At 42.1% G+C, this 26,791-nt stretch carries 22 protein-coding genes; 9 read left to right on the plus strand and 13 right to left on the minus strand.

Translation table 11 applies throughout. The features are described from left to right. Positions 1-7: 7 nt before the first annotated feature. Together FUT79_RS03920 and FUT79_RS03925 are read right to left on the minus strand one after the other, a co-directional pair. On the minus strand, positions 8-862 hold the full coding sequence (locus FUT79_RS03920) for a peptidoglycan DD-metalloendopeptidase family protein (RefSeq protein WP_148878763.1): 855 nt from the start codon (positions 860-862) through the stop codon (positions 8-10). Then, positions 859-1,995: a PQQ-binding-like beta-propeller repeat protein gene (locus FUT79_RS03925; protein WP_002699808.1), complete on the minus strand. Its 1,137-nt coding sequence runs from the start codon at positions 1,993-1,995 to the stop codon at positions 859-861. Before FUT79_RS03925 ends, FUT79_RS03920 begins: the two co-directional genes overlap by 4 nt. Positions 1,996-2,018: 23 nt before the next feature. Between FUT79_RS03925 and FUT79_RS03930 the strand changes: the two genes are divergently transcribed. The 3 genes from FUT79_RS03930 (at position 2,019) to FUT79_RS03940 (ending at position 5,619) form a co-directional block, all read left to right on the plus strand. After that, a complete protein-coding gene (locus tag FUT79_RS03930; RefSeq protein WP_002699810.1) occupies positions 2,019-2,435 on the plus strand; it encodes a cytidine deaminase in 417 nt (138 codons plus the stop codon). A gap of 323 nt (positions 2,436-2,758) precedes the next feature. Then, complete coding sequence (trkA, locus tag FUT79_RS03935) at positions 2,759-4,159, plus strand: Trk system potassium transporter TrkA (protein ID WP_002699811.1); 1,401 nt, start codon at positions 2,759-2,761, stop codon at positions 4,157-4,159. Next, positions 4,156-5,619: a TrkH family potassium uptake protein gene (locus FUT79_RS03940; protein ID WP_024752259.1), complete on the plus strand. Its 1,464-nt coding sequence runs from the start codon at positions 4,156-4,158 to the stop codon at positions 5,617-5,619. Before trkA ends, FUT79_RS03940 begins: the two co-directional genes overlap by 4 nt. A 626-nt stretch (positions 5,620-6,245) precedes the next feature. Here FUT79_RS03940 and FUT79_RS03945 read toward each other — a convergent pair. From FUT79_RS03945 to FUT79_RS03955, 3 genes are all read right to left on the minus strand, one after another. Next, positions 6,246-7,139, minus strand: coding sequence for an IS5 family transposase (locus FUT79_RS03945; RefSeq protein WP_244951131.1), 894 nt, complete (start codon positions 7,137-7,139; stop codon positions 6,246-6,248). Between the two features lie 154 nt (positions 7,140-7,293). Next, complete coding sequence (locus tag FUT79_RS03950) at positions 7,294-8,010, minus strand: IS4 family transposase (RefSeq protein ID WP_148889283.1); 717 nt, start codon at positions 8,008-8,010, stop codon at positions 7,294-7,296. Further along, a complete protein-coding gene (locus tag FUT79_RS03955; protein ID WP_187426853.1) occupies positions 7,964-8,398 on the minus strand; it encodes a DUF4372 domain-containing protein in 435 nt (144 codons plus the stop codon). The genes FUT79_RS03950 and FUT79_RS03955 overlap by 47 nt, the downstream gene beginning before the upstream one ends. 545 nt (positions 8,399-8,943) lie before the next feature. Here FUT79_RS03955 and FUT79_RS03960 point away from each other — a divergent pair. Together FUT79_RS03960 and FUT79_RS15015 are read left to right on the plus strand one after the other, a co-directional pair. Then, on the plus strand, positions 8,944-11,010 hold the full coding sequence (locus FUT79_RS03960; RefSeq protein ID WP_148889285.1) for a leucine-rich repeat domain-containing protein: 2,067 nt from the start codon (positions 8,944-8,946) through the stop codon (positions 11,008-11,010). A 57-nt stretch (positions 11,011-11,067) separates the two neighbouring features. Next, positions 11,068-11,217: a hypothetical protein gene (locus FUT79_RS15015; protein ID WP_187426854.1), complete on the plus strand. Its 150-nt coding sequence runs from the start codon at positions 11,068-11,070 to the stop codon at positions 11,215-11,217. Between the two features lie 445 nt (positions 11,218-11,662). Here the strand turns inward: FUT79_RS15015 and FUT79_RS03965 are convergent, their stop codons facing one another. Continuing rightward, on the minus strand, positions 11,663-12,817 hold the full coding sequence (locus tag FUT79_RS03965) for a site-specific DNA-methyltransferase (protein ID WP_024752260.1): 1,155 nt from the start codon (positions 12,815-12,817) through the stop codon (positions 11,663-11,665). 12 nt (positions 12,818-12,829) lie between these two features. Next, positions 12,830-12,949 carry a type II restriction enzyme gene (locus tag FUT79_RS03970; RefSeq protein ID WP_039943490.1) on the minus strand — a complete coding sequence of 40 codons (120 nt, stop codon included), beginning with the start codon at positions 12,947-12,949 and terminating at the stop codon, positions 12,830-12,832. 176 nt (positions 12,950-13,125) lie between these two features. On the opposite strand from FUT79_RS03970, the gene trhA reads away from it, so the two are divergent. After that, entirely contained in the window at positions 13,126-13,776 is a 651-nt protein-coding gene (trhA, locus tag FUT79_RS03975; RefSeq protein ID WP_024752261.1) for a PAQR family membrane homeostasis protein TrhA, read from the plus strand. Between the two features lie 68 nt (positions 13,777-13,844). Here trhA and FUT79_RS03980 read toward each other — a convergent pair whose 3' ends face one another. Further along, positions 13,845-14,060 (minus strand): hypothetical protein, encoded by a 216-nt coding sequence (locus tag FUT79_RS03980; protein WP_024752262.1) that lies wholly within the window; start codon positions 14,058-14,060, stop codon positions 13,845-13,847. Positions 14,061-14,197: 137 nt separating this feature from the next. Between FUT79_RS03980 and FUT79_RS03985 the strand changes: the two genes are divergently transcribed. Then, positions 14,198-15,274, plus strand: a complete 1,077-nt coding sequence (locus FUT79_RS03985) for a DUF2804 domain-containing protein (protein WP_002699825.1) — start codon at positions 14,198-14,200, stop codon at positions 15,272-15,274. A 396-nt stretch (positions 15,275-15,670) separates the two neighbouring features. Beyond that, a complete protein-coding gene (locus FUT79_RS03990; RefSeq protein ID WP_002699827.1) occupies positions 15,671-15,964 on the plus strand; it encodes a cupin domain-containing protein in 294 nt (97 codons plus the stop codon). Between the two features lie 230 nt (positions 15,965-16,194). On the opposite strand, the gene FUT79_RS03995 is transcribed toward FUT79_RS03990, so the two are convergent. Beyond that, positions 16,195-18,336: a methyl-accepting chemotaxis protein gene (locus tag FUT79_RS03995; RefSeq protein WP_187426855.1), complete on the minus strand. Its 2,142-nt coding sequence runs from the start codon at positions 18,334-18,336 to the stop codon at positions 16,195-16,197. Positions 18,337-18,808: 472 nt separating this feature from the next. Between FUT79_RS03995 and mfd the strand changes: the two genes are divergently transcribed. Beyond that, on the plus strand, positions 18,809-22,255 hold the full coding sequence (gene mfd, locus FUT79_RS04000; protein ID WP_148889791.1) for a transcription-repair coupling factor: 3,447 nt from the start codon (positions 18,809-18,811) through the stop codon (positions 22,253-22,255). A gap of 145 nt (positions 22,256-22,400) precedes the next feature. Here the strand turns inward: mfd and FUT79_RS04005 are convergent, their stop codons facing one another. The 4 genes from FUT79_RS04005 to FUT79_RS04020 all read right to left on the minus strand — a co-directional run bounded on the left by FUT79_RS04005 (position 22,401) and on the right by FUT79_RS04020 (position 26,624). Further along, entirely contained in the window at positions 22,401-23,027 is a 627-nt protein-coding gene (locus tag FUT79_RS04005) for a diacylglycerol/polyprenol kinase family protein (protein ID WP_024752265.1), read from the minus strand. Between the two features lie 119 nt (positions 23,028-23,146). After that, positions 23,147-24,490: a magnesium transporter gene (mgtE, locus tag FUT79_RS04010; RefSeq protein ID WP_002699832.1), complete on the minus strand. Its 1,344-nt coding sequence runs from the start codon at positions 24,488-24,490 to the stop codon at positions 23,147-23,149. A 215-nt stretch (positions 24,491-24,705) separates the two neighbouring features. Beyond that, entirely contained in the window at positions 24,706-25,653 is a 948-nt protein-coding gene (locus tag FUT79_RS04015; protein ID WP_024752266.1) for a homoserine dehydrogenase, read from the minus strand. Next, positions 25,650-26,624 (minus strand): aspartate-semialdehyde dehydrogenase, encoded by a 975-nt coding sequence (locus FUT79_RS04020; RefSeq protein ID WP_024752267.1) that lies wholly within the window; start codon positions 26,622-26,624, stop codon positions 25,650-25,652. The genes FUT79_RS04015 and FUT79_RS04020 overlap by 4 nt, the downstream gene beginning before the upstream one ends. Positions 26,625-26,791 lie beyond the last annotated feature (167 nt).

The raw sequence follows: 26,791 nt of genomic DNA on the forward strand, positions 1-26,791 counted from the left end.
GGTATTCTTATTCCACCTGTAATAAAAAAGATTCTGTTCTTTCATTTCCGCTGATATCTCGCACGGTAATAGCAAGCTCCGTTTTTCCGCTCATAAAAGAAACTGTGCCTAAAAAGAGGCGATCCGGTTTATCATACAATAATTTTCCTGTAAGTTTTGTGCCTGCAAGATATGCGTATCCCTTTTTTGCTGTGATAATTTCAAACGGAATAGTTCCAATGTCGGCTCCGTTAATTGATATACTGACTCTGAACGGCGCATATTGTTTTCCGGATACCTGCATCATATCGCTGATTGAAGCAAATAGTTTGTACTCGCCCTGCCTGATTATTTTGTTTTGTGCAAGCGCAATGGAAGTGTTTTGCCTTTCCAATAGTATATTTTGGATAGTCGGTTTGACAGTATCATTGAAAGAAGGTAAAAGCAGCAGCGGATTAATATATACTTTCTTTTTTGTATCCACTACTTGAAAAATCAGGGTACCGGGCTCTCCCCACGCACTTGAACCTGTTTGTCCGATAATTGCTCCTGCCTCGCTTACAGTAATATTTTTAAACGCAGCGGAATCTTCCAAATTGCCGTACACTGTTTGCAAACCGTCTTCATGTAAAAATATCAGTGCATTGCCAAGGGTGCTTGGAAAATTTCGCAACCGATGTTTTTTCTCTATTGTAATAAGCCGCGTGCCGTGATCCGCCGCTCTGACAGTCTGTGCCGAATCAAAGATTATTCCCTGTTCAAGATTTTTTCCCGCCTGAGCTTGCCCGAATAAATATAAGAATGTAGGATTGTCGGTTGGCCATTCCAATGAAAAAACCGTAAATGCCGTAATCAAAAAAAAGAAACCGAAAGTTTTTCTCATTTTAAACCTCTAATATCGATTTTTGCAATCTTTGAATCCACTCCTAAATAAATCTCTTTTCCGGATTGAGACAGATACACATTATTTGCTTTAAACTGCACAGAGCCGATCTTTTGTATTGGCTGCTCAAAGGCTGAAAGACTGCAATCTTTTTCTTCCTGATTCAGCAGCAGCATGATATTCCGATACGGAGTGATGCCTACGCTGACGATTTCTCCTTTTGCGGGAATTATTGCTGTTTTTAAATTTTTACAATCAATCATGCCTATTCCCTTATCGGTTTCAAATACCGCAATTTTTCCTTCCTTGTCAAAATCAACAAAAACTTGTCTTCTTAGCGGTGCATCCAAATAGCTGTGATGAATAATTTTATATTGATCTTCTTCCAGTCGTATAAGAATAACTCTTTGTGCATCAATTCCGCATACAGCCGCGGCAAGCTTTCCGTTTTCCGAAATTGCAGCACCGAGAATAAGTTGGTAGTTGCTTCCGCCCGGGTAAAATTCAAAAAACACATCTCCTGTACTTTTTATATATACAAGCCGTCCGTCGGAAAAGCCGATAATTGCTCCTGCCGGAGAGGATTGAAAGGCTGTGATCGGCGCCGTATGCAAATACTGCCAAAGTTTTTTCCCCGAATTATCATACTGACATACCACATTACCGCCGGGACCGAATAAGAAGATGCGATCATCATCAATATGCACAAAACCCGGTTCGGTGATTTCGGTTAAAATCTCCCCCGACGGCTTGTACACCCGTGCTTTTTGAGCATTTTCAGGATACATAGTCCATGCATTTTCGGAAGCTGAAATTCTATGATAAATTTTAAAAGAGGATAAAACTTTTCCTGCCGAAGTAAAGTACCCGAAACGATTGCCCAGAATAAATGGCTTCGCATCGGTACTTTCAAAAAGGTTTGACGGAACGGGAATGTCTTTACTATAATCAGGTTCTTCAGCCCGCTCAATCGATTCGGTAAAAAAGCCGCTTTCGGAAGGTTCCGTGTTTGCTATCCAAACGGGCATAAAATACATATCATCGCCCATCGGAATAGCCGCTGCAAAAATATAGAGTAACAAAAATATAAAGGCACATATCAAAAGGGGCTTTTTTTTCTCTTTCAGATTCATGTTTTTTATGTTATACTAGCTACATGGAAATTTCAAGAGAGTATCTTAATTTATTTGAAGAAGCGGCAAAAGCGGCTCAAACAGCGTATTGTCCTTATTCGAATTTTCATGTGGGAGCAGCCCTGCTTTTAGACGACGGATCCGTTATTACCGGAATTAATATTGAAAATCGCTCATACGGATTGTCAAACTGCGCCGAACGAACTGCCTTATTTAAAGCGATTTCAATGGGCAAAAAAGATTTTAAAGCTATCGCTATCGCAACCCCCGACGCAAACTATCCGGTTGGACCGTGCGGCGCATGCAGGCAGGTTATATCCGAATTCATGGATAAAAAAGCCGTTGTATTATTCGGTTCCGAAAAACAAAACATCGTTTACACCACTGTAGAAGAAATCTATCCCTTTGATTCCCTGCACGAGCTTGGCAAAAATAATTAGTATGCGGTTTCTAAGTAAGTTGTTGTCTTAATCGGCGCATCAACAAATGGATTGAGGATACAGTATTACTATGGTAAATTGCCCACCCTTACTCAATTCCAAACGATGTTTTAAAGCATCAACACAAAACTGTAAAATTGAAGCTTTAAAACTCGTAGGCGAACCAAAGGTAGCAATTCCAAGAGTTCGCCCTTGTGCCGTGTCGGACTCATTTTAATAAAAAATATATAGCTTGCTCAACTCCGGTTGAAGTGCCGCCAAACCCTTAGCAAAACTGGGGAAGCATAGGCAAGAAATCCTGTTTGTGGTATCCTGCGATTGCTATGAGAATAATTATTGTCGGCTGCGGCATAACCGGCTCCGAGCTTGCACGCCGTTTAATTTCCAAAAAACATGATGTTACGATTATTGAGCAGGATGAAGAAACCGCCCGCCATGCGGCAAACCGCTTGGACTGTATGGTTATCCACGACGCCGGTAACAGCAGTCAGGTGCTTATTGAAGCGGGAATTGCAAAGGCTGATGCGCTTGTTGCCGTAACGGACTCCGATGAGCTGAATATGATTATCTGCGGTGTTGCCGAAGGGATTGCCCCCGATGTTTTGAAAATTGCGCGGGTACGCAATGAAAATTATGTGCAATCTTTGCATAAAACAAAAGACAGAACGCTTGGGATTAATTTTCTTGTGCATCCGGACGAGGAAGCGGCTAATGCGATTATCAATACGGTAGAACGCGGAGCGGTGAGCGAGATTATTTCGTTTCATAATTCCCCTTATGAGTTAAGCAGATTTATAGTCGGAAAAGGCAGCGCACTTGACGGCATTGCGTTGTACGATATTCGCAAAATCATAGCGGTGCCTTTTGTGGTGGTCTCGCTTGAAATGCGCAATAAGCATGTTATCCCTTCAGGAGAAACAATTTTGATGGCGGGAACACGAATCTCGATTTTAACTTTACCTGAACATATTTCCCGTTTTTATGAGCTTGCGGGCTTTAAGATGCAAAACATAAAAAAGGTTGCGCTTATCGGCTTCGGAAAGGTCGGCCGTCTTATTACCGAAGGTTTGGCGGACAAACCGAAATTCGGATTTTTCAGCAAATTTTTAGGTCTGGGCTCAGGGATGCGCTGGGAATTTGTTATTATCGATAAGGATTCCGCCTCGGCAAAGCAGGCTGCCGCCGAGTTTTCCAACGCAACCGTATATAACGGCGATGTAACCGATGAAGCTTTTGTGGAAGAGATATCCTTAGATTCTTTTGATTTGGTTATTGCCGCAACACAAAATTATGAGCTGAACATGATAACCGGCGCTTACTTAAAAACGCTCGGCGTGCCTAAGATAATTACCTTAGTGCAAAGTGCATTAATGGAAAATATTGCGTATAAAATAGGGCTCGATGTTGCAATCTCTTTTAAGGATACCGTTGTTGATGCGATTATGAGTCATCTCGGAGGTGCGAATGTAACCGGAATCCATACGATGGGTAACCGGCAGTTTGAAATTATTGAGCTTGTAATTGCAAGTAATTCCGAAGTAATCGGAAAAACACTAAAAGAAATTTCAAAACACGGTATATTTCTTATTTTGCTAGTTACCAATGAAAAGGGCTGTACCATCCCCGGCGGCGACACCGAGCTTGCAGCCGGTGATAAATTGGTGTTTATTGTGCAATCGCAGCAAAGCGATGAGATTATCGAATTTCTTGGCGGAAAAAAATGAAAGTCAGCCACTATATAAAAATACTTTTTATGATTTTAGCAATTGTCGCTTTAAGTTTTCTTATTCCTATTGCCGTAGCGCTGTATTTAAAAGAGTATCATTTAATTCCCTCTTTTTTAATTCCGATGTGTGTTGTCTGCGGTATTGCGGCGATTCTTTTTTTCAAAGATTTTTTTACCGATCAAAGAAAGCAACTGCGGCTTTCAACGCAGGGCGGAATTGCCCTTGTGGCGCTTGCATGGATTGGCGCCTGCTTACTCGGTGCCGTGCCTTTTTTAATTTCGGGCGTAATTCCGGAATTTGCCGATGCCTTATTTGAATCCGTTTCGGGTTTTACCACAACAGGCTCCACGATTTTACTTGATGTTGACAGCTGCCCGATGACCATGCATATTTGGAGAACACAAATGCACTGGCTCGGCGGCATGGGAATTGTTGCCTTGACGGTTGCGCTTTTTCCGCTGCTCGGCGTCGGCGGGTTTCATTTAATCAAAAGCGAAACAACGGGGCCGGATAAGGGGAAGGTTACGTCAAAAATAACACAGACGGCAAAGGCACTGTGGTTTATTTACCTTGGCTTAACCCTGCTGCAAATAATTTTACTGATTATTGCCGGCATGTCTTTTTTAGATTCCGTATGCTATAGCTTTGCAACGCTCGGCACCGGAGGTTTTTCTACCAAAAATGCAAGCCTTGGCGCCTACAACTCGCCTGCGGCGGATATCATTATCACCGTTTTTATGTTTCTTGCGGGCGTCAATTTTAGTTTGTATTTTAGATTATTCACCGGACATATCGGAGAAGTGGCAAAAAATTCCGAACTGCGCTCGTATGTTTGGATTGTGCTTATCTCCTCGCTTTTAATCGCTTTCAGCATTTATCCGATATACGGCATGGGCAATTCGCTGCGCCATAGTTTTTTTCAAGTTGTTTCTATTATAACTACCACGGGATTTGCCACAGTAAACTTTGACCTTTGGCCTGAATTCGCAAAATCAATTCTTTTTTTATTAATGTTCATTGGCGGCTGCTCGGGCTCAACCGCGGGCGGCATAAAGGTTATTCGATGGGTTATCTTAAAAAAACAGGCTGCAAACGAAATAAAACGCCTATTATATCCGCACGGAGTTTTCAGCATTCAGCTGAACAAACGCCCCGGAAGAAAAGACGTGGTATACAGCGTAGCCGGATTTATCTTCCTGTATTTTATGCTCTTACTTGCAACATTTTTGGTAGCCTCCATGGACAAAGCCAATACATTTACCGCCCTCACTGCTGCCCTTGCGCTGGTAGGAAATATCGGCCCCGGCTTTGACTTAGTCGGCCCCGCGGGAAACTTTGCCTTTTTCTCCGCCCCCGCAAAAATCTTTTTTTCCTTTTCAATGCTCGCCGGCCGCCTTGAACTATACACTATGCTCCTGTTTTTCTATCCCCTTGTCGCCAAAATAAAAAGTCTATAAAACACCGGCAATTAATGCGGAGCATCCCTAAAAGTACGGACTAAAAAGCCCCTCGATACAATACTCGGCAACGCCATATTCATACGGGCGAATTTTTTCATTTTTTACATCAAGCATTAAATGAAAAAACCGGGCTGTCCATTCCAATTGTGCCGCCTCTTCTGCGAAAAACCAGCAACGTTATTCCCTAACGTCCATAAGTTGCTTCTTATGCACCCCCAATCGGCGCCACAATTTCCATTACCATCCCTTTCGCACAAACCACTGCTGCGCAAGCACACCAAAGGCAGGTTAAGGGCTGCCCCAAGCCCTTAATGCGAAGCATAAAGCCGCCCCTTAATCACAAGCGAAAAAATCCTATTGGGCACCTCTAAAAACCCTGTTTTTAAGTGTGTAAAAGTTGTTAAGTGGGTATTTTCGTAGTATTTGCTTTTATAATGACGTAATTATTTGGTGGTTTTTTCAACGCAACTCATTCGTCGCATTCTCCCCCCCCCTAAAACCTCATTGTCCTTTTCTAAGATAACAATACCGGCAAAGGTTATAGGTTAAGTTCATCATGGTGATTGTAAATGTTGCCCGCGCTAGTCCTATCGTTCTGATGTAAATACCGTGCATTGAATTTGTCAGCGCATTACGTGTTCTATACGTGCTCTTGTTTTTGATTTTTTCCTATTGCTTATTTTCTGTTCTTGTGTGAGTTCTCTTCCACGCGCTCCGCGTTCGCAAATTTGATTTTCTATATTCTTCTGTTTTAAAACTTTCTCTATCTTTTCTCCGATGTAGGCACTGTCAGCATAAATAATGGTATCTTCTTTTGTGATCAGGTTTTTTAATTCTTGGCTATCATGAACATTGGCAGGGGGTACGGTTGCTTTTACAATGAGTTTACTTTTTGCATCTACTTTTGCATGGTTTTTATATCCGAAAAAAGACTGCTTATTCTTCTGCGTCCACCGTGCATCGCAGTCTTTTTGCGCCAGTTTTGCCCCATTTTTCTTTGTTTTCCACTCTTGCGGTATTTCCCGAGCCCTCTGTTCATTTTCCTCTCTCGTATTATGTTGTATTGGTACCTCAACGATCCTCGCATCAATGATTGTTCCTTCTTTGCCGATTAAGTTATTTCGTTGTAATTCCCTCGAGAACTTGTCAAATAATTTCCTTGATACTTTTGCTTCTATTAGTTTTTCTTTAAACAACCAAATTGTTTTTGCGTCAGGCACTTTGTCTTTTAACCCTATTCCCAAAAAACGCATAAAGGATAATCGATCATTTATCTGATATTCAGTTTGATCATCGCTTATGTTATACATGCGCTGTAGGATGACAATTTTGAACATCATCAAAAAATTAAATGGCGGTCGACCGCCCGGTCCTTTCGGGTATTTCTTAAGCGCTTTATTTAAGATGGGCAAAAATAGTTCCCAATTAATTTTTTCGTTTAACCGTTCTAAGCAATCGCCAAGATTACTCAATACTCGCAATCGATCTTCTTCGTCAAAAAGGCCTCTTTGGTTCATACCCTAATTATAATAAATTTTTACACATTCTTTCAAGAGTTTTTAGAGGTGCCCTATTATACATTACTTCATTGCTGTCCAAAATAATTTCATACAAGCCCCAGTTCCAACTGAAATTCAAGGGAAGGAGGTTTTGGGATTGGAACTTCTCCATTTATAAAAGGCAAATGCGTTTAAATATAATTGTAGGGAATACCGACATAAATTCTGTAAAAGACCGGTCAACCTTCGTTTTAAATTTCAGGTACGCAAATAATAAATAGCAAATAAGTGCTATCCATATTTGTGTAAGAACAGCGCTCCGGCTTCTGCCATAAAACTTTTTTATCCTTAAGTTTTGCTTTATAGCTTTAAAAAACAACTCTATACTCCATCTGTTTTTATAGATTTTCGCTATCGTAGAAGCCGCTAAAGACAAGTTATTGGTCAGAATTATGATGGTTTTACATGTGTCCGGATCATAAGACTTTATTTTTCGAAATGGTATGTCCTGTATACCTTGTGCCGCGTTTCCGGTAAACAGAATAATTTCATCCGAAAGAATATTTTTATCGCTTGATTCTTTATGTGTGCTGATTACTTGGTGCTTTATATTTGATTTTAAGCGAGTAACGAAGTAAATATGAGAGTTGCATAACGATTTAAAGTAAGAAAAACTACAATACCCTCTGTCAAAAGCAACGATATCATTTTTTTTGAATGGTATTTTATCTGTATCAACACTTTCATGATGCCGTGCGTTATTAATAACTGCATGACAGGGGATATTTCCTGCAGCATCTAATTTTATCGAGAGCTTAATGCCTCCCTTTGTTTCTCTAAACTCAAGACCATGGGAACGTTTTACGGCATAAATCAATCGTTGTTGCATCAATACTATACAATGGATTTTTAAACTTGAACTGATGTTTTGGCTTTATCGATTGAAGCAGGTTAGAAAGATAATAAAACAGTTGTTCGTAAAGCTCACAGGGACGATTGTTATTCGCATATGATAGTGTTGAACGGTTTATTTTTCTGATAATATTCAGATGATAAAAACTACTGCGATTTACTTTCAGTGCTTGCTCGATACCCCGAAGACTTGTTTGACCGGTTGTTTGTGCAAACACTAAGCTGACAAATTGCTGCCAACAACTAAAACCTTTTGCGCCTTTTTCTGCATTCGTTTCAATGACCAACTTTTCAAATTGAGATCGCGAGAAGACGAACGAAATGGGTTCTAGCAATTGTCCTAATATTGTGTTATACTTATTCAAAGTTCGGTTCTTCTGTATTATAGAATAAAATTGTTTGTGTTTATTTTTTTCTAATTGTACCGGCTGAACCGAACTTTTTCAACTAGTTATTTTGGACAACTGTGACATTACTTGTACTAACCATAAACTCGAGGTATACTTATCCGTATGAGGAAAAACTCGAAAAGAACACTAAACAAAACTTTCTCCAAAGAGCTTTACGTTTACGCGATGAATTGCGCAAATTTCTTCTATGGTATACCTCCCACCCGACAAAACTGTACTGACAGCTTTAGATATAATTTTAAAAAACCGGATTACAGTATTCTATACAATATACTTTTTATTTTTAAATCCGGTACCTTGCCTATGCACACGCTTTTTCGTTTTTCATTTGCAAGTTTTTTTTGTTTTACCACGGATACGCTATACCGGTCTGCTAAAACACTTCGGATATCTTTTTGTCGAATGGAATGATCATCGGCAAAGAGTTTTTACCATATAAAAAACAGCCGCTTTTTGTAAACACATTATTTGCAATATAAGGAAATTGCAAGAAGGAGAACATGATGAAAAACTCATCAATTGTTAAAAAAGGACCCATGGAGGTATACAAGTCCTTATTGGTTGCCGCACTAACAATTGCAGCATTGGGTATTTTCGGGGGGCTTACCGCTTGTAAGCAGTCGGCCACTTCGATGGGCACGCCAGAAAACGGCAACGTTACCGTCACAATAACAGGCGAAAACTTAAAAGACATTCCTACAGGCGGAAAAAACGTTGTGTTTAACGCCGGTACTACTTGGAAAACGGTACAAAAAGACCTCAAATCCAAAATAACTCCCCAAGATAACTACGAAATTGAAACGTGGTCGCTTGAAGGTAAAGAAATAGCCGATTCCTATCAGTTTAAGGCAAATGCAACTATTGTTGTCAAAACAAGGCGAAAAGGAACAAGCCCTGTACCGGCGGGAATTACCGTAACGGTGCAAGGCGATGCGAATGTTACAGGCGTTCCGCTTACACTGCCGGCAACAGATAAAAAGTGGGCGGACATAAAAGCGGATGCCGAAACTAAAATAAGCTTTAACGAAGGCTATGAGTTTGCTTCTTACCGAGTGAACAAAAAAGACGGGGAGTACATAACCGATGGATATGTTTTTACAAAAGACACAACCGTTTTTGTCATATCAAAAGCAAAGGGAGCGCAGCCAAATCCTACAGTTACCATACACATAAAAGGAGACAGTAATCTTATCCTTATTTCTGATGAAATGGCGGTGAATAAGGGTAAAAGCTGGGCGGACATAAAAGCGGATGCCGAAGCTAAAATAAACTTTAAAGAAGGCTATGAGCTTGCCGAATGGAAGCTGGGCGATGCAAACGGAAGTAAAATAGAAGACAGTCATGTATTCACCGAAGAGACGAGTGTTTTTGTTTTAGCAAAGAAAAAAGGAACAACGCCTGCACCGACACCGTTCAAAAATTTTATAACGACTGAAACGAACGGAGTGCTTACCATTACCGGCTACAACGGAAATCCGCCCGCAATACTGGTAATACCCGAAGTAATAAACGGAAAGCAGGTTGTAGGTATTAGCAAGGACGCATTTACGGAAAAAATAAGCATAACAAAGGTGGTATTCCCAAAAAGCCTTAAAACAATTGAAGACGCCGAATGGGGATGGATCGGCCTTGTCTGCAAATACAAAGGAACCTTTTCAGGTTGTAAAAACTTAACTGTGCTTGACTTTTCCGCCTGTGAAAATTTTACCTCCATCGGAAACGGGGCTTTTAATGGCTGCAGCGGTATAACGGCACTTACGCTGCCTGCGTCTATTACCTCCATCGGGCATCAGGCTTTTTACGGCTGCAGCGGTATAACGGGCTCACTTACGCTGCCTGACTCCCTTACCGCCATCGGGGACTGGGCTTTTTCCGGCTGCAGCGGTATAACGGCACTTACGCTGCCTGACTCCCTTACCGCCATCGGGGACTGGGCTTTTTCCAACTGCAGCGGTATAACGGGCTCACTTACGCTGCCTGACTCCCTTACCGCCATCGGGAGCTCTGCTTTTTTCGGCTGCATCGGTATAACCTCACTTGCGCTACCTGCATCTCTTATCTCCATCGGAAGCTCTGCTTTTTTCAGCTGCATCGGTATAACCTCACTTGCACTACCTGACTCCCTTACCGCCATCGGACACTCTGCTTTTTCTGGCTGCCGCGGTATAACGGGCTCACTTACGCTGCCTGACTCCCTTACCGCCATCGGGAGCTCTGCTTTTTTCGGCTGCATCGGTATAACCTCACTTGCGCTACCTGCATCTCTTATCTCCATCGGAAGCTCTGCTTTTTTCAGCTGCATCGGTATAACCTCACTTGCACTACCTGACTCCCTTACCGCCATCGGACACTCTGCTTTTTCCGGCTGCACGCAGGCGGTTATTACGCTGCCTCAAAGCATAACAACGATAGACGTGAAAGCTTTCGGAGATAGGGATAATACAACGTCACTTTGTAAAGCAGTGCGAGTGCCGAACAGCACCATCAAACAGATGGTAGAAGATTCACAGTATACGAAGAATACTGACAAGAATAACCCACCGTATATTGAGGTGTATACCCCTTAACTTCGGTACGGGAAAACTCAGGAAAAAACTTGTCCCGCCTCTTTGAGGCGAGGAGGAATGACTGGAGTGAAGCCCCCGAAAAGAGGCTTTGTAAACAACAACTGCTCCGGCTTTGCCGGGGCAAACCCCGCTGCGGTTCTGATTGCTGATTTTGTCATACCTGCTTTACTTCGCTACGAGTTTAAAAGCTTCAATTCTACAAAATAGTGTTGATGCTTTTAAACATCGTGTGGAAGGCAGGTTAAGGGCTGCCCCAAGCCCTTTGTATAAGCATTCCTATGGTAAGTTACTCACCGTTGTCAAAATCAGAACTGCCACGGATGGCAGTGGTTCCACGCAGCAGCGAGTTTTAAAGCAAAATTATTTACAAAGCTTTAAAACTCGCAGGTTTGGTTTTGCCATGGACGGCAAAACTCAGAACCGCCACGGACGGCGGTGGTTCCAAGCAGAAGCGAGTTTGAAAACTACCACAGCATATTCGGAGTTTTCAAACTCGTGGTTTAGTTTTTGCCATGGACGGCAAAAACTAAACCTGGGCTCTTTTTTATAAAATTTTTTGTGATTTGTATACGATGCATGAAAAACGTATCAAGTTATTAAAAAACGCTATATTAGTTTTTGTTGTGGATAAGAATACGTGTGTATCCTAAATTTATTGATTAGCAGCTGCTTGTTTTAATTTTGCTTTAGATTGAATAGTTAAAAAATCATATTCATGTGCAGAAAATAATTCAGGACTGCACTGTGATAATTTTTGTTTTGTGATTTTAATTGCCTCTTCAGATTTATCAATTCCAATCCATTTTCGTCCAAGCTCTTGCGCTGCTACCAATGTTGTGCCTGAACCGCAGAAAAAATCAAAGATAATACTGTCTTCATTAGATGAGCTTTCGATTAAGTGTTTGAGTAATGATAGATTTTTCTCGGTTGGATATGCAGGATATTGGTAATCTTTAAAATCCCAGATATCTTGCATCTTTTTACCCTTTTGCTCATCAGCATAAATAATTTTTCGGGGGACTTCGTTTGAAGACCATTCTATCAATCCTCGCCTATCCAGTTCTTCAAGTTCTTTCGGATCGGAGCGCCAGTGCCTTCCGGGCGGTGGCTTTAGTCCTTTAAATTCCCCTCCGGTAACGCCGGTTTTTGTTTCACCGGGTGCGTGCAGAGGGATTGTCGTATATAAACGGCCGTTTTTATCTATCTTTTTATAAAGGCGTTTTATATCGTCATCTGAAAAAGGCTCACAGGGGTTATGCCAAATATTATTTTTTGTTTTTGAATAAAACAGTATCAGGTCTTTTATGTTCCCATAGGCGCGCCGTGAAAAATTTTTGGGGTTGCATTTTATTCGCGTAATATCATTTTTAAAATTTTCTATACCGAAAATTTCATCCATGATAATTTTTACATAATGTCCTATTTTATAATCAATGTGTAAATAAATTGAGCCGTTTTTTGAAAGCATTTTATGAGCCGGAATCAAACGTTCGCGTAGAAACTCTAAGAAATCTGCACCAACAAGTTTATCGCTATAAGCAATTTTATCATTACCGCCCGGGCTAACAGTACTTGTTCTATCATCTCCAATAGCAAAAACACTGTTTGTTGCAAAAGGCGGATCTATATAGATAAAATCAACCCTTCCTTCAAGATTATACTCCTGTAACAATATTTGCATAGACGAAAAATTATCGCCCTGAATAAGAAGATTATTCTTTTTATTCCATGGTGCGGAAAATGAATAGTTATTTTGCATACCCAAAATCGCTTCTTTCGTTTTTTTTCCGTTATATATCAGCTCCATATTTCAAAAATTTCATCGCTGCCCATCAATATCCCGAATCCCTTCCGGAATTGTCGGATAAACACGGAACAGGTGATCAAGATAATTTCTTTGGTTTGCATACTCTATACTTAATTCTGTCCAGCGATTCATTTTCCCTCCGTACAAGCACTATTATTTTATTCTATGCTAAAGCATAAAAAAATGCTATCCTCCGGCGGAAACTCTCTTGTTCATGTCTACGCTTTGTAAAAAGAATACGGCATCTTTTGCAACTTTTCGATTTTTATACGGTCAAAAGGAAAGGCAGAACTATAGAAGGAATAATTATGACAAATAAAATCAAAAGACGCTATACAGTCGGGGAAGAAATTGCAAATGCTATTACACACGGAGTTGGAGTGGGGCTTTCCATTGCCGCCCTCGTTTTACTCATTGTGCGGGCAAATCGCTATGCGCCGCCGGAGCTTAAAGCGGGGTACATTGTCGGCTTCAGTATTTTCGGCGCATCTTTAATTATTTTGTATCTGTTTTCTACACTGTATCACGCTTTGCCGCTCGGTGCAAAAAAAGTATTTCAAATTTTTGACCATTGCTCCATTTATATTTTAATTGCGGGAACGTATACGGCATTTTGCTTAACCGCTCTGCACGGAGCAATCGGCTGGACAATCTTCGGGATTATTTGGGGCTTTGCAATTGCGGGCATTGTACTGTATGCAATCTTCCAAAACAAATTCCCTATATTTTCTCTTATTACCTATATTGTAATGGGCTGGATTATCATCTTTGCGGCACGTCCACTCAAATCGCAGCTCCCTTCAATCAGTTTTTTATTTTTAATCTTAGGTGGTATTGTATATACCGCGGGCTGTATTTTTTTTGCATTAAAAAAAATTAGGTGGATGCATACCATCTGGCATTTCTTTGTGCTCGGCGGAAGCATTCTTCACTTTTTTTCTATGTATTATAGCTTGTAATTATAAAGACTTTTGGCGTGCCGCTTCACATCGGTCGACGTACTGCAGGCTCAGGCCATCGCCTTCGGCTATTTTGCGGCAGAAATTGCTGCCTCAAAATGATCCGGCGAACGGCTTAAAAAAACGTTTGCCTCACGCAGATGCGTTGCATTAAGAGCTTGAGCTGCCCTGTAACCTGCTTTATTATCCAGTAATGCGTAGAACTTTATACAATCGCTTTGCAATGATTCCTTGGCTCTCTTTGCCATTTTTCGGAGAAGCGGCGTATTATAAAAACTATACATAATTCCCGCTTTGTATCGACACTCAAACTATTTATTAAAAAAAGCTTGTTACGCCTTTTGTGAAATGTTTTTAAATTTCCGGATTATCTTCCGCTCTTGTTCTTTTGGGCTAAACGGCTTATACTTGGCGCACGATTATGGCGGAGCAGCAGCAACATCTATATACAAGAAAAATATCACCGGCGCCGGATCTTCCGGTAAAAAACGGAGTGCCGCTTTTTGGCTCATACTCCGGCTGGTTTAAAAAATTTGATATTCGCGGCTTAAAGCGCCCTTTCGGGAATCTTCCGATACCGGTGTTTTTAACCAATAGACGTATAATAAGTTCTATGCGTTTTATGTTTTGTAACGCCGATATTATCGGTGAAATGGAATTTTTCTCGGCCGGGTATTTTTCCTTTATGGAAACAAACCTTTGGCAAAGAAAAACAAACAAACGGTTTTCTTATCGTAAACTCCTTCCCGGCGGATTTATGCATTTACCGAAAAGTATCGCATACAGTGTTACCGCATGCCGCACAAAAAAACGATACGCCCGCATTTTTTCTCGGCTTTTACAGGGTATGATGCACATTGATTTTGATTTTTCCAAATCTCGGGATAGACCTGCGTGCGAAGGGCGGCTTGATTTTTACACCGGAATTAAGGGGGCGGTAAATCTTTCTTCGGTAATTCCGTATCAGGTTCGAAGACGCTGCCAGACAACCTATTTGCATTGCGGGACGGTAAACGGCTGGGTGAGCTTCGGCTTTAATGAAGACATCCACTTAGATAAAAACCTCGCGCCCGGTTTTTTTGAATTTCGAAACACCTATATGCCCGCGCGAATGAAGCGAACTATTCTTATAGGACTCGGTTATATTGATCGTAAGCTTATCAGTTTTCAACTTGCAAATTCGGTTGCACCGGACAGTTATTCATACAATGATAATATTTTATTTTATGATGGTAAACGCGTGCCGCTGCCTCCGGTGCGAATAACAAGACCGTACGGAACAACAGGAGTTTGGATTATCCAAGACACTGAAAGAATGGTTGATCTTACCTTTACGCCGATCTCTCAAAGTAAAAGAACAATCAGCGCGCTAATTCTCCATGCGGATTATAACACCATTTACGGAACATTTGACGGAACACTGCTTACATCGACAGGGGAAGCGGTTAAACTAAAAAACTTTGCGGGAATCGGAAAACGCATTCGTATGAGAATTTAATTTTTCCAACATTACTACTATAGAGTTTTTTTGATAACTCGTTCTCTTTTTAATACATTTATACGAATTGTAAAAAGTTTTATAAAAAAGAGTCCGACACAGCGCAAGGGCGAACCCTTGGAATTTCTACCTTTGGTTCGCCTACGAGTTTTGCCTGCTTACGCAGGAGTATCAGGCAAAACATCGTTTGGAATTGAGCAACGGTGAGTAATTTACCATAGTAATGCTGAATCTGCAAACCGTTATGGTTAATGCTCCAAATAGTATAACAGCAACTTAATTACAAAACGTTATACTACTGACACTGACTCGGTTTATGGTTATAATCAGCGTGACTTTTAGAATTATAAACCGTTTCCCTACAATTACACATAAGAAACGGCTGAAGGAGCTTTTATGAATTCACAGGCAAAAATCGGCAATACGGACGGACTTGTATTTGAAGAAAAAAAATTCCTCGTTGCGCGTAAAACATGGAAAAAGGGCGATACAATTCCCAAGCATAATCATGAAGGAATGGATGTTATTTTCTCCGTAATTAAAGGGAAAGTATCCGCACATATAAACGAAGCCGAAACACACGAACTTACCTCCGGCATGCTCATGTATTTTGACGGGAAAAATTATATTTCAGGCGAGATTCTTGAAGATACAATGGTGCATATTGTTCAAATTAAGCAGGCGCAATAGATTTACAGTTTAAGGCAAAGACAATTATCTAAAAATGTTTTTGCCGCTTTATACACTCATCGGTGTAACGTTCTAAGAAAAAACGCCCGACACGGCACAAGGGCGGAACCTTGAATTTTTTACCTTTGGTTCGCCCACGAGTTTTGCCTGTTTTCGCTGGAGTATCAGGCAAAACATCGTTTGGAATTGAGCAGCCTCGGTGCCGGCACAGGCAGGCTGCCGTATCATCATTATATTTTAAACTTTTTCACCTCGTTGGCTAATTTTTCAATGCTTTCCTTATTCTTTTGTGTAATTTCGTTTACTTCCTGTACCGCATTGCTGATTTGCACTGCTCCCGAAGCCATTTCGTTCATGCTGTCCGTGATAATCCGTGTCAGGCTATCCAGTTTTTGCATTTCCTTTGCAACGCCTTCTCCGCCTCTGCGCATTTCTGTCGAACCATTATTAACTTCGGCAGTTATATTATTGATGTCTTTAATGGCAGTGAGTACTTCTCGGCTTCCGTTTTCTTGTTCTTTCATTGCTTCCATTAAACGGTTACTCATATTTTTTACTTCCCCGGATAATTCAAAAATTTCATTGAACTTTTCTCCTACCGCTTGCGCTGACGAGGAAAGATCATTAATTTCTCCTGAAAGTGTTTTTAATGTTGTTGTTATAGCTCTTCCTTGTGTGCTTGAATCTTCTGCAAGCTTTCGGATTTCGTCTGCAACAACTGCAAAGCCTTTTCCCGCTTCGCCGGCGTGAGCAGCTTCGATGGCCGCATTCATTGCTAAAAGGTTTGTTTGACTTGCAATGTGCTGAATAACAGCACTTGCTTCCATAAGTCCGCCCGACTCTTCCGATATTTTTTGCATAATGTTAATCGCAACGGCAACTATATCTTTTCCGCCTGCTGTCGAAGAGGCTAAGTTTTGGATTGTATCATCCGTTTTTCCAAGAGTTTGCGTAATAGAACCGATGTTTGCAACCATTTGTTCTATTGCCGAGGAAGATTCTGCAACATTTGTTGCTTGAGTTTCAATATTTGTATCAAGTTGCTTTATTGTGCGGATAATTTCTTCCATAGCTGCGGCTGTTTCCGTAACACTTGCAGCCTGCGTGAGGGCTTGCTGTTTTACGCCATCGATGTTAGCACTGATTTGATGTACTGCACTTGCTGTTTCGGTCATATTGCTGGAAAGTTCAGTACCGATATCTTGCATGACACTTGTGTTTTCCGCTACCTGTCTAACTGAGTTGGCAATTTTTGAGATAGTTTGATTAAAATATTCGGAAAGGCGGGTTATTTCATCATTACCTGTAACGGGAAGCTTGATTATTAAATCTCCATCTCCTTCTGAAATATTTTGTAATGCATTAACAGTAACCGTTAGTGGTTTTACTATTCTGTGTGCTATAAAAAAGATAATTACCAGAGATACCGTTAAGATAGCAATGCCTATAATTATCATAGAGATTCTAAGAGTACGTACAGTACCCATAAATTCATGTACGGGTGCTGTTATAAAAATAGTCCAGTTTGCATTTCTCATTTTTGAAAATGATGCAATATATGACTGACCGTTATAGTCGTAATAGCCGACTGAACTTTTAGTACTGTTTATGGCCTGATTAAAAAAATTGGCAAGAGAGGCGAGAGAAGAATTTTGTTTACCTTCTTCAATCATGTTGAGTTGTTGTCGTACAATTTCAAAATCTTTGTATGCTATTGTTGTGCCGGTTGTGCCAAGGATAAAGCTGTATCCTGTTTCGCCTACGACAATATCCTTTATTAAATTTGTGAGTAGTAGTGCATCGCCGCCTGCACCCAACACACTAATTACTTTTTGATTAGCGTCGTAGATAGGAACTGCTATAGCAACTTGTAATTTTTTATTTGCTCGAGATTCACGAGGCTCCGAGATAAAGTTTTTACCGGATGCGGCTGCAATAAACCAATCTCTGTCGCTGATATCAATTTTGCTTCCGGTTGGTGTGTAAAGAAATCCGTCTAAACTGCATATCACAAACTGCTCTAATTTTTTATTAGTTGCAACGTCCTTTTGGATGCGTTGCGCTTTTTCCGTGTATGACAGCTCAGGGTTTTGCAAAACCGGTAATCGTGCGATGTCCTCAAGAAATTGAAAAAGTATGGTAGCTCTTCCGTCTATAATTTCCGCAGTGTTTTTTGCTTTATCGATAAGATGGTTTTCAACTTTTTCGATTACTGCTTTTTCAGCAAAATGCCTAACTAAAAGTCCAAGCAGCACATTTGAAGAAATAATCAGCAGACCGAAGACAATGAGTAACTTCTTTCGGATAGAAAAAAGCTTTTTACTCCCAATTTTTCGGGGGGGGGGGGTAATATATCCTATTTTGTCATTCATGTAAAGCACCTCCTACGTACTTTTCACAATTTTTATATCATTTCTTTTGTAGATTGTAAAGAGGTGCCATTAAGTAAAATATTCCTATTGCATATATTTTATCCTAATCGGAACATCAACAGGAGGCGTATAGCTTCAGCATCACTATGGTAAACTTACCCACCGTTGCCAAATTCCAAACGATGTTTTGCCTGAGCGTTTAAGTAAACAGGCAAAACTCGTAGGCGAAACAATGGTGGAAATTCCAAGGTTTCACCGTTGCGCCGTGTCGGACTCTTTTTATAAATAGAAGCTTTAAAACTCGCAGGTTTGGTTTTACCATGGACGTCAAAATCAGAACGGGCTTAGATGCCCATGGTTTCATTTTGACAAGGACGTCAAAATGAAACCTTTGCACAAATTTTCTTTTTTCGGTATACTCATGTAAAACCGGACGCTGTCCGTGAGTGAACAGGGGAACCGACTAATCCGTATGCAAGCGCTTACCAATTTACAAACTAAGATTCATAGCTGGAAGGCTATGCAGACTGCTCGTGCGCAATTTGAGGCACAGACTTTTCCGTATACTGTGCGGGGCTCATCGGGCGGGCTTGATGCTTTTGTGCTTTTTGAATATGTAAAAACATTTCGGGACAGTATTATCCTTGTGGTGCCCACCGAAAAGGAGATAGAAACTGTCCGCGCTGATTTGGATGTTTCGGGTTTGACGGCGGAGGTTTTGCCCTGGTGGGGCAGCATTGCTTACCGCCCTATTCCGAACGCTGCTCCGGTATTTGCGGAGCGGGCGCAGGTGCTTTCGGAGCTTGCCTCCCTTTCTAAGGAATCAAAAAAGATTTTTATTATACCGCAGCGCTCGTTTTTAACGCCGGTGCCGCCGAAGGAGTATATCAAAACTTTGTGCAAGCATGTTTCGGTCGGGATGGCGATTGACACGGTCAGTATTTCCGAGCAGCTGATACGCTGGGGCTATACCCGCGTGCCTCGGGTTAGTTTGCGCGGCGAGTTTGCTCTGCGCGGCGAGGTGCTTGATGTTTGTACCGGCGCAAATACCGGCTCGGCGCAAATTGCCTACCGTATTGTGTTTGATTTTGACACAATCGAAAAAATAAAATCCTTTGATCTGAGTTCTCAGGCAACCCTTGATGATTTTTCTTCACTTATGCTGTATCCGATGAAAGAGGTGCTTTGGGACGATGAGCGCATTGACTGTTTGGAAGAAAATTTGGCAGCGCTTCCCGAATTCTCCGAAGATGCGCTGAAAATAATCGAGGAGCTGCGGATAAAAAGAGGATTTGAAGGAGAGGAAATCTTTTATCCGCTTTGCTTTCAAAAACCCGCCTCGGTATTGGATTATATTGATTCAGATTCTGTTTCGGTTTTTTATCTTGACTTTGACCGGCAAAAAAACGCCGCCGAAGTGCTGGAGCGGGAATACATCGGGTTGTACAAAAAGGCGCGCCAAGCTCTCGACGAAAGCCAGCGGCGGAAAACCTTATTGACCGAATATCCCGAGCCGCATCGAATTTTGCTTAATTTTACGGCGGTGCACAGTGCGTACCGCCGCTCTTTGTATTTCAGAACAATTGCGCAAGCGGAGCCTGAAGAAACAACTGTCAGTTTTAACTCGGAGCCGCCGCGCAGTTTTTTCGGAAACATTGTGTATTTAAAAGAAGAGCTTGAGCATTTGCTGAAAGACGGTTGGAAAATCTGGGTTTTTGCGGAAAGCGAAAATCAGGCACTCAGGCTTTCCGAAATTTTAAAAGATTTTGCCGTTGACATTCTTCCCTTTAATCTCTCCGCCGGATTCGGGATTAGCGAATTAAAGCTGCTGGTGATTCAGGAAAATGAAATCTTCGGTAGGCGCAGAAGGATTCCTAAATCCGTGAAGCAGGTAAAAAGCTCGGTGATTGATACCTTTATCGAGCTGAACCCGGGCGATTATGTGGTACATGTGAATTACGGCATCGGGCTGTTTAAGGGCATTGAGCGGGTAAGAAGCGGCGGCACCGAGCGGGATTATATCAATCTCTTATATGCAAATGAAGAGACGGTGTTTATTCCGATTGAGCAGGCGAATTTGGTGCAGCGTTACATCGGCAATGAGGGCGAAGCGCCGCGTTTGGACATTCTCGGATCAAAGTCTTGGGAAAACCGAAAGAACAAGGTAAAAAAATCGGTAGAGGACATTGCAAACAAACTGATAGATTTATATTCGCGCAGAAAGGCGGCGCGCGGACATGCCTTTCAGCCCGATGATGAATGGCAGCTTGCCTTTGAAGCAGCCTTCCCTTACGAAGAAACGGATGACCAGCTTACCTGCGTGGCGGAAGTAAAGGCGGATATGGAAAAGCCTGTGCCGATGGACAGGCTTGTTTGCGGCGATGTCGGCTACGGCAAAACCGAAGTTGCCATGCGCGCCGCATTCAAAGCGATAATGGGCGGTAAACAGGTTGCCTTTTTATCGCCTACCACGATTTTAGCGGAGCAGCATTTTGAAACGCTTGATGAACGGTTTAAAAATTTTCCGGTAACCGTTGCCCGCATGTCCCGTTTTATTACCCGCTCCGAACAAAAAAAGATTCTGGAGCAGCTGAAAAACGGCGATATTGATATTTTAGTAGGCACGCACCGAATTATCCAAAAAGATGTGGTGTTCAAAGACCTCGGTTTAATGATTATCGATGAGGAGCAGCGCTTCGGCGTAAAAGATAAGGAGCGGCTGAAGCAAATGAAAACCAATGTTGACTGCCTTGCCCTCAGTGCAACGCCCATTCCGCGCACCCTCCACATGAGTTTGCTTAAAATACGCGATATGAGTTTGCTGACCACGCCGCCGCAAAACAGGCGCCCGATCGAAACGGTTATTCAGGAATTTGACCCCGAAAAGGTTGCCGCCGCCATACGCCAAGAAGTTGAGCGCGGCGGACAGGTGTTTTATTTGCATAACAGAGTAGAAACTTTGGACGAAACGGCGCGTATGCTGCAAAACCTTGTGCCTGAAGTGCTTATCGACAGCGCACACGGGCAAATGAATTCCGATGAGCTTGAAGATATTTTTAAACGGTTTAACATGGGCGGCTTTCATGTATTGATTGCGACCACCATTATCGAAAACGGTATTGATATTCCGAATGCAAACACCATCATTATTGATCGCGCGGATATGTACGGCGTTTCGCAGTTGTACCAGCTGCGCGGCAGGGTAGGACGCTCCGATAAAAAGGCGTATGCCTATCTTTTATACCCCAAAGACCGGGCGCTTTCTGAAATTGCCATGAAGCGGCTGCAAGTTATCTCGGACTTTACCGAACTCGGCTCAGGCTTTAAAATTGCGATGAAAGATATGGAAATCCGCGGCGCCGGCAACCTGCTCGGCAGGGAGCAATCCGGCGACATTTACTCGGTAGGGTTTGACCTCTATCTGCGCCTGTTGGAAGAAGCGATTGAGCGGCTGCAAAATGCCGACTATGAGCCGCCGCAGGAAGTTCTTGTTGAACTTGATTACACGGGCTTTATTCCCGACAGTTATATTTCCGTGCCGGAAACAAAAATGGAAATCTATAAAAAAATTGCGGCGGTGCATACCTCAGAAGGACTTGACCGCATGTACGCTGAAATTATCGATCGCTTCGGACAGCCGCCCGAAGAAGTGGAAAGCCTGCTCGCCCTCGCCGAAATTAAAATAACCTGCAACAAGCTGGCAATCTCCTCGCTGAAAGAGCGCGGCGGCAGGGTCAACATTGAATTTATGCGCGTTTCTCGCATCTCCATTGACAAACTCTTGCGCATGATAAAACAATCCGCTGGAAGAGTCCGCCTTGACAGCGCAAAACCGAATGTCCTCATCCTCGAAACCGGCACCATCGGCTTAAAAGAAAAAAGCGAATTCATCAGCGAAAAACTGGGGCAACTGGTGTAACCACCTGACATAATTTGATTTTCGCCTGACATAATTTGATTTTCGCCTGACATAATTTGATTTTCGCCTGACATAATTTGATTTTCGCCTTTTATTTCGACGGAGCTAATGATAAAATTTCCGAAGTTTGTGATGCGGTATGTTTTTATGCTCCAATCAGCATGCACAGTGCGCCGATGCAGATTGGGATAAGAAGGTTGTCAAAGTCTTTGAGCGGAAGCATTTCTATCAAAACAGCGGCGGCGGCGAGGACAAGGCTTTGCCAAAAAGAGAAGGTTGCAAAAAAAGAGCTTACCAATACTGCGATAAAACAGGCGAAGCTGCCTTCAACGGTTTTATCTTTTGCGATGGACAAATGTTTTTGTCCGAAAATTTTGCCTACAAGACTTGCGGAGCCGTCTCCGAAGGCAAGGGCAAAGATAGCGATGCGTGCAACATGAATAGGAAAACAAAGAAGTGCGGCGAGTACTCCTAATGCAAGTGTCAGCGGGCCAAGTACAAAGTGCCCCCTGTCACGTTTCCGTGCCGCCGCCTGAGTTATTTTTGTGATAAGGGGCAGGGAATGACCTTTAAACCTTAATAATTCCGAAATGCAGTATAAAACCGTTATACCGATTATTCCTATCACTGTCGGTACAAAAAAATACGAGGCAAATACAGTAACGATTGCCGATGAAATATGCAGTGTTTTTCTGAAAAACTCGGTAACCAGATCGTCTACCGTTGCGGATTGAGAAATCTTACGATATCTAAACTCGGATAATACTCCCATTATACTCCATATCTTTCCTCTGTTGTATACGACACATAAAAACACATCGTATAAAACAATTACGCGGGCGGTGTTTTGCAAAGTAACATACAAGGCAAAAACCTAACTTGGCTCATTTTTTAAAAAAGCATCCATTGCGAGATATTAAAGAAAACCACCAAACTAAGCGCATCTACAATTGTAGTAATAAGCGGTCCTGCCATTATTGCGGGATCCATTTTTAAGCGTTTTGCAATAATCGGTAAGATTCCGCCGGTAAGTTTTGAAATTGTAACAGTAATTATTAAGGTTAAACCGACACTTGCGGAAACTGCAAGCGGTTTTCGACTGATATAATAGGATTTTGCAAAAATAATCGCTCCGAGTATAATTCCCACCATCATTGCAATACGCAATTCTTTCCAAAGGATTTTAAGCCAGTCTTTTTGCTGTATTTCTCCGGTGGCAAGCCCGCGAATAATCAGGGTGGAAGACTGACTGCCTGAGTTTCCTCCCGTATCCATAAGCATCGGAATAAAGGTTGTCAATACCGTCATTGTTGCGAGTAAATCCGTATATCGGTCAATGATATTGCCGGTAAAGGTTTCCGAGACCATCAGCAGTAAAAGCCAGCCGATTCTATGCTTTGCAAGTGCAAATACGCCGGTATCTAAATATGCTTCTTCGGAAGGCTGCATAGCCGCCATTATCTGGAAGTCTTCAGTTGCCTCTTGCTGCATAACGTCCATGATATCATCAACGGTAATAATACCGATTAAACGAGTCTCCGTATCGACAACCGGCAAAGCCAAAAAACCGTACTTTTTGAACACCGATGCAACCGTTTCCTGGTCATCATTGGTATGTACGTAAATACAATCCTCTTCGTAAATATCCTGAATAAGCGTATCACTTTCATTTAGCACCAGTGAGCGCAAAGAAACAATCCCTTGCAAAAAACGATTTTCATCGATTACATAACAGGTATAAATAGTCTCTTTTTTTAAGCCTGTTGCTTTTATTTGTTGCAAAGCTTGCGCAACTGTCATTGTCTTTTTTAAATTGACGTACTCAATGGTCATTAAGCTTCCCGCAGAATCCTGCGGATACCGTAAAAACTGATTAATGATTGTCCGATCGGTTTCACTCGCGTGCGCTAAAATTCTTTTTACCGCATTTGCCGGCATCTCTTCAACCAAATCGACAATATCATCAATGGCTAAATCATCAAGAATCGGCACGAGCTCTTTATCGGTTATGAGATTTAAAAAAGCGGACTGCTGTTCGCTTGAAAGTTGTGCGAACACATCGGCTGCAAGATCTTTCGGCAGCATTCTAAACAATAATAATGCATTTGCCGGCGTCTCTTCATCTAAAATTTCGGCAATGTCAACCTCATTTGATTGAGAAAGCAAGGACATTAGCGCAACATAATGTTTGTTTTCAATAAATTCTTGTATTTTTTCCAGTTTTTCAGTATTCAAGATAAGCCCTCTAACATGTGTACATAAGAGTATAACCTATTTTTCTTTTTTTTTCTATAGAGTTCTTAGTTTTTTCTTTAAGGGGATAAACTCATTTATAATCGGCTAAAATTAAGCGTGCAGGCAAAGTCTGATCAGAAATATCGAGATTCCAAACCGCTGCGGAAGGGGTTGGTTCTGGTAAAACCGCTGCACAAAGAGCCGGACTAAAAAATTTACCGCGTTTTCAGATTTAACAAATCTTTCAGAACGGAAAAAGCGGTCGGTCTGCCTCCGGCGCCGAGTCCTTTGAAGGTGAGGGTGCCCGCATTGCTGCAATGGATGATAACCGCATTTTCTCCGTTTACCAGACTTCCGAGCACGGTGCCGGCGGGAACGGGCACCGGTTTTACCGATGCCCGAATGTCTTCCGGCGTTTTATGCGCTTCGGCGATAAGTTTGAGTTTAAGCCCTTCCGCTTTACGCGTGAGGACTTCTTCGCTGCCGACAGCTCGGATGCCCTCTACCGCAATATCTTGTTCGCGCACCGGAATACCGAAAGCAAGGCTTGCAAGGATTCGCAGTTTTCGCATAGTATCGAGTCCGTCAATGTCGGCTGAAGGGTCGGCTTCGGCAAAGCCTTGCGCCTGCGCTTTTTCTAAAGCCTCGGCAAAGCTTAACTTGTTTTCCATTGCGGTGAGAATATAGTTGCAGGTTCCGTTCAGCACTGCTTGAATGCCGGTGATTTCGTTTAAGCATTTGATGTCGGCTATTTTCTCGATAACGGGAATTGCCCCGCCGACGCTTGCCTCGTATTTGAGCTCTACGCGGTGTTCGTCTGCAAGCCGATGCAGCTCTTCCATATGCGCGGAAACAAGCGCCTTGTTTGCGGTGATAATGTCTTTTCCGTTTATCATTGCTTGCTTAATTGCGGGGAAAATTGCACCGCCGGTAACTTCGATAACCGTGTTAATTTCAGGGTCTTCGATAACTTCGTTTATATCCTGTGTAAAAAGATTGAGCTGCGAATTTTCCCTTCGGTGTTTTTCGATATCGCGTACCAGTATTTTTTTTACTGCCGCCGGAGAGCCGAGTGCTTTTTCAACACTTGTTTTTTGCTCATTAAAAATATCATACACGCTTTTCCCAACGGTTCCAAATCCAAGTATGCCGATTGTTCTCATAGCCCTGCCTTATTCAGATACTCGCCGATTTGTACAGCGTTTAAGGCGGCTCCCTTTCGGATATTATCCGCGACTGTCCAAAGGTTTAAGCCGAACTCAAGACTTTCGTCCCGCCTGATTCTGCCGACATATATGGCATCGTTTCCTTCTGCCATGGAAGAAACCGGATACCTGTTTTGCATCGGGTTATCAACCAAAATCATACCGAGTTTATTATCCATCAAAGATTTTACTTCCGCAATATCAAAGTCCTTGGTTGTTTCGACGTTGACGGACACACTGTGAGAAAACCGAATCGGCACGCGCACGGTTGTTGCCGTTATTTTCAACGAATCTTGATGAAGTATTTTTTTTGTTTCCATAATCATTTTGATTTCTTCTTTGGTGTAGCCGTTTTCCAAAAATGAGTCTATGTGCGGAATGATGTTTTTTGTAATAGGGTAGGGGTAGAACTCTTGAATATTTTCATCAAGGTCACGCAGTCCCTTCATGCCCGAGCCGGAAACGGATTGATAGGTTGAGTATACAATTCGTTTTAATCCGTAGTGCTGTTGAATTTGAAAAAGCGGCGCCATACATTGTATGGTTGAGCAATTAGGATTGGCAATAATGTAATTGTCTTTGGTAATTGCTTGCGGATTAACTTCGGGGACAACCAGCGGCACGTTCTTATCCATTCTGAAACAGCTGCTATTATCAATAACGCGTAAGCCCTTGTTTGCGGCAATCGGCACAAACCGGCGGCTTAAATCGGATGAGACGGCAAAGAACGCAATATCAAATCCGTCAAAAGCGTTTTCGTCCAAAACTTCGATGCGGTGTTTTTTACCTCGAAAGGTAATTTCTTTGCCGGCTGATTTTTCCGACGCTAAGAAACGTATGTCCGCAATCGGGAAGTTCCGCTCTTCCAAAATGCTACAAATGGTTGAGCCAACCAATCCGGTGGCTCCCGCAATAATTATTTTTTTCATTTTTCCTTCCTTTCCTGTGTATCACAAGTATTACTTGTATAGTGTTTTTTTTAATAACTCGAACCGTTTTTTTAATACATCTTACAAAAACCATAAAAAGTTTTATAAAAAGATTTCGACACGGCGCAACGGTGAGCAATTTACCATAGTAATGCGTAAATCCGCAG

The organism is Treponema phagedenis, assembly GCF_008153345.1.
GTDB lineage: Bacteria > Spirochaetota > Spirochaetia > Treponematales > Treponemataceae > Treponema > Treponema phagedenis.

Bases quoted from the DNA above. Each gene is read 5' to 3' on its own strand.
- FUT79_RS03920 (WP_148878763.1), bottom strand. From the start codon at position 862: ATGAGAAAAACTTTCGGTTTCTTTTTTTTGATTACGGCATTTACGGTT.
- FUT79_RS03925 (WP_002699808.1), bottom strand. From the start codon at position 1,995: ATGAATCTGAAAGAGAAAAAAAAGCCCCTTTTGATATGTGCCTTTATA.
- FUT79_RS03930 (WP_002699810.1), top strand. From the start codon at position 2,019: ATGGAAATTTCAAGAGAGTATCTTAATTTATTTGAAGAAGCGGCAAAA.
- trkA (WP_002699811.1), top strand. From the start codon at position 2,759: ATGAGAATAATTATTGTCGGCTGCGGCATAACCGGCTCCGAGCTTGCA.
- FUT79_RS03940 (WP_024752259.1), top strand. From the start codon at position 4,156: ATGAAAGTCAGCCACTATATAAAAATACTTTTTATGATTTTAGCAATT.
- FUT79_RS03945 (WP_244951131.1), bottom strand. From the start codon at position 7,139: ATGAACCAAAGAGGCCTTTTTGACGAAGAAGATCGATTGCGAGTATTG.
- FUT79_RS03950 (WP_148889283.1), bottom strand. From the start codon at position 8,010: ATGCAACAACGATTGATTTATGCCGTAAAACGTTCCCATGGTCTTGAG.
- FUT79_RS03960 (WP_148889285.1), top strand. From the start codon at position 8,944: ATGATGAAAAACTCATCAATTGTTAAAAAAGGACCCATGGAGGTATAC.
- FUT79_RS15015 (WP_187426854.1), top strand. From the start codon at position 11,068: ATGACTGGAGTGAAGCCCCCGAAAAGAGGCTTTGTAAACAACAACTGC.
- FUT79_RS03965 (WP_024752260.1), bottom strand. From the start codon at position 12,817: ATGGAGCTGATATATAACGGAAAAAAAACGAAAGAAGCGATTTTGGGT.
- FUT79_RS03970 (WP_039943490.1), bottom strand. From the start codon at position 12,949: ATGAATCGCTGGACAGAATTAAGTATAGAGTATGCAAACCAAAGAAAT.
- trhA (WP_024752261.1), top strand. From the start codon at position 13,126: ATGACAAATAAAATCAAAAGACGCTATACAGTCGGGGAAGAAATTGCA.
- FUT79_RS03980 (WP_024752262.1), bottom strand. From the start codon at position 14,060: ATGTATAGTTTTTATAATACGCCGCTTCTCCGAAAAATGGCAAAGAGA.
- FUT79_RS03985 (WP_002699825.1), top strand. From the start codon at position 14,198: ATGGCGGAGCAGCAGCAACATCTATATACAAGAAAAATATCACCGGCG.
- FUT79_RS03990 (WP_002699827.1), top strand. From the start codon at position 15,671: ATGAATTCACAGGCAAAAATCGGCAATACGGACGGACTTGTATTTGAA.
- FUT79_RS03995 (WP_187426855.1), bottom strand. From the start codon at position 18,336: ATGAATGACAAAATAGGATATATTACCCCCCCCCCCCGAAAAATTGGG.
- mfd (WP_148889791.1), top strand. From the start codon at position 18,809: ATGCAAGCGCTTACCAATTTACAAACTAAGATTCATAGCTGGAAGGCT.
- FUT79_RS04005 (WP_024752265.1), bottom strand. From the start codon at position 23,027: ATGGGAGTATTATCCGAGTTTAGATATCGTAAGATTTCTCAATCCGCA.
- FUT79_RS04015 (WP_024752266.1), bottom strand. From the start codon at position 25,653: ATGAGAACAATCGGCATACTTGGATTTGGAACCGTTGGGAAAAGCGTG.
- FUT79_RS04020 (WP_024752267.1), bottom strand. From the start codon at position 26,624: ATGAAAAAAATAATTATTGCGGGAGCCACCGGATTGGTTGGCTCAACC.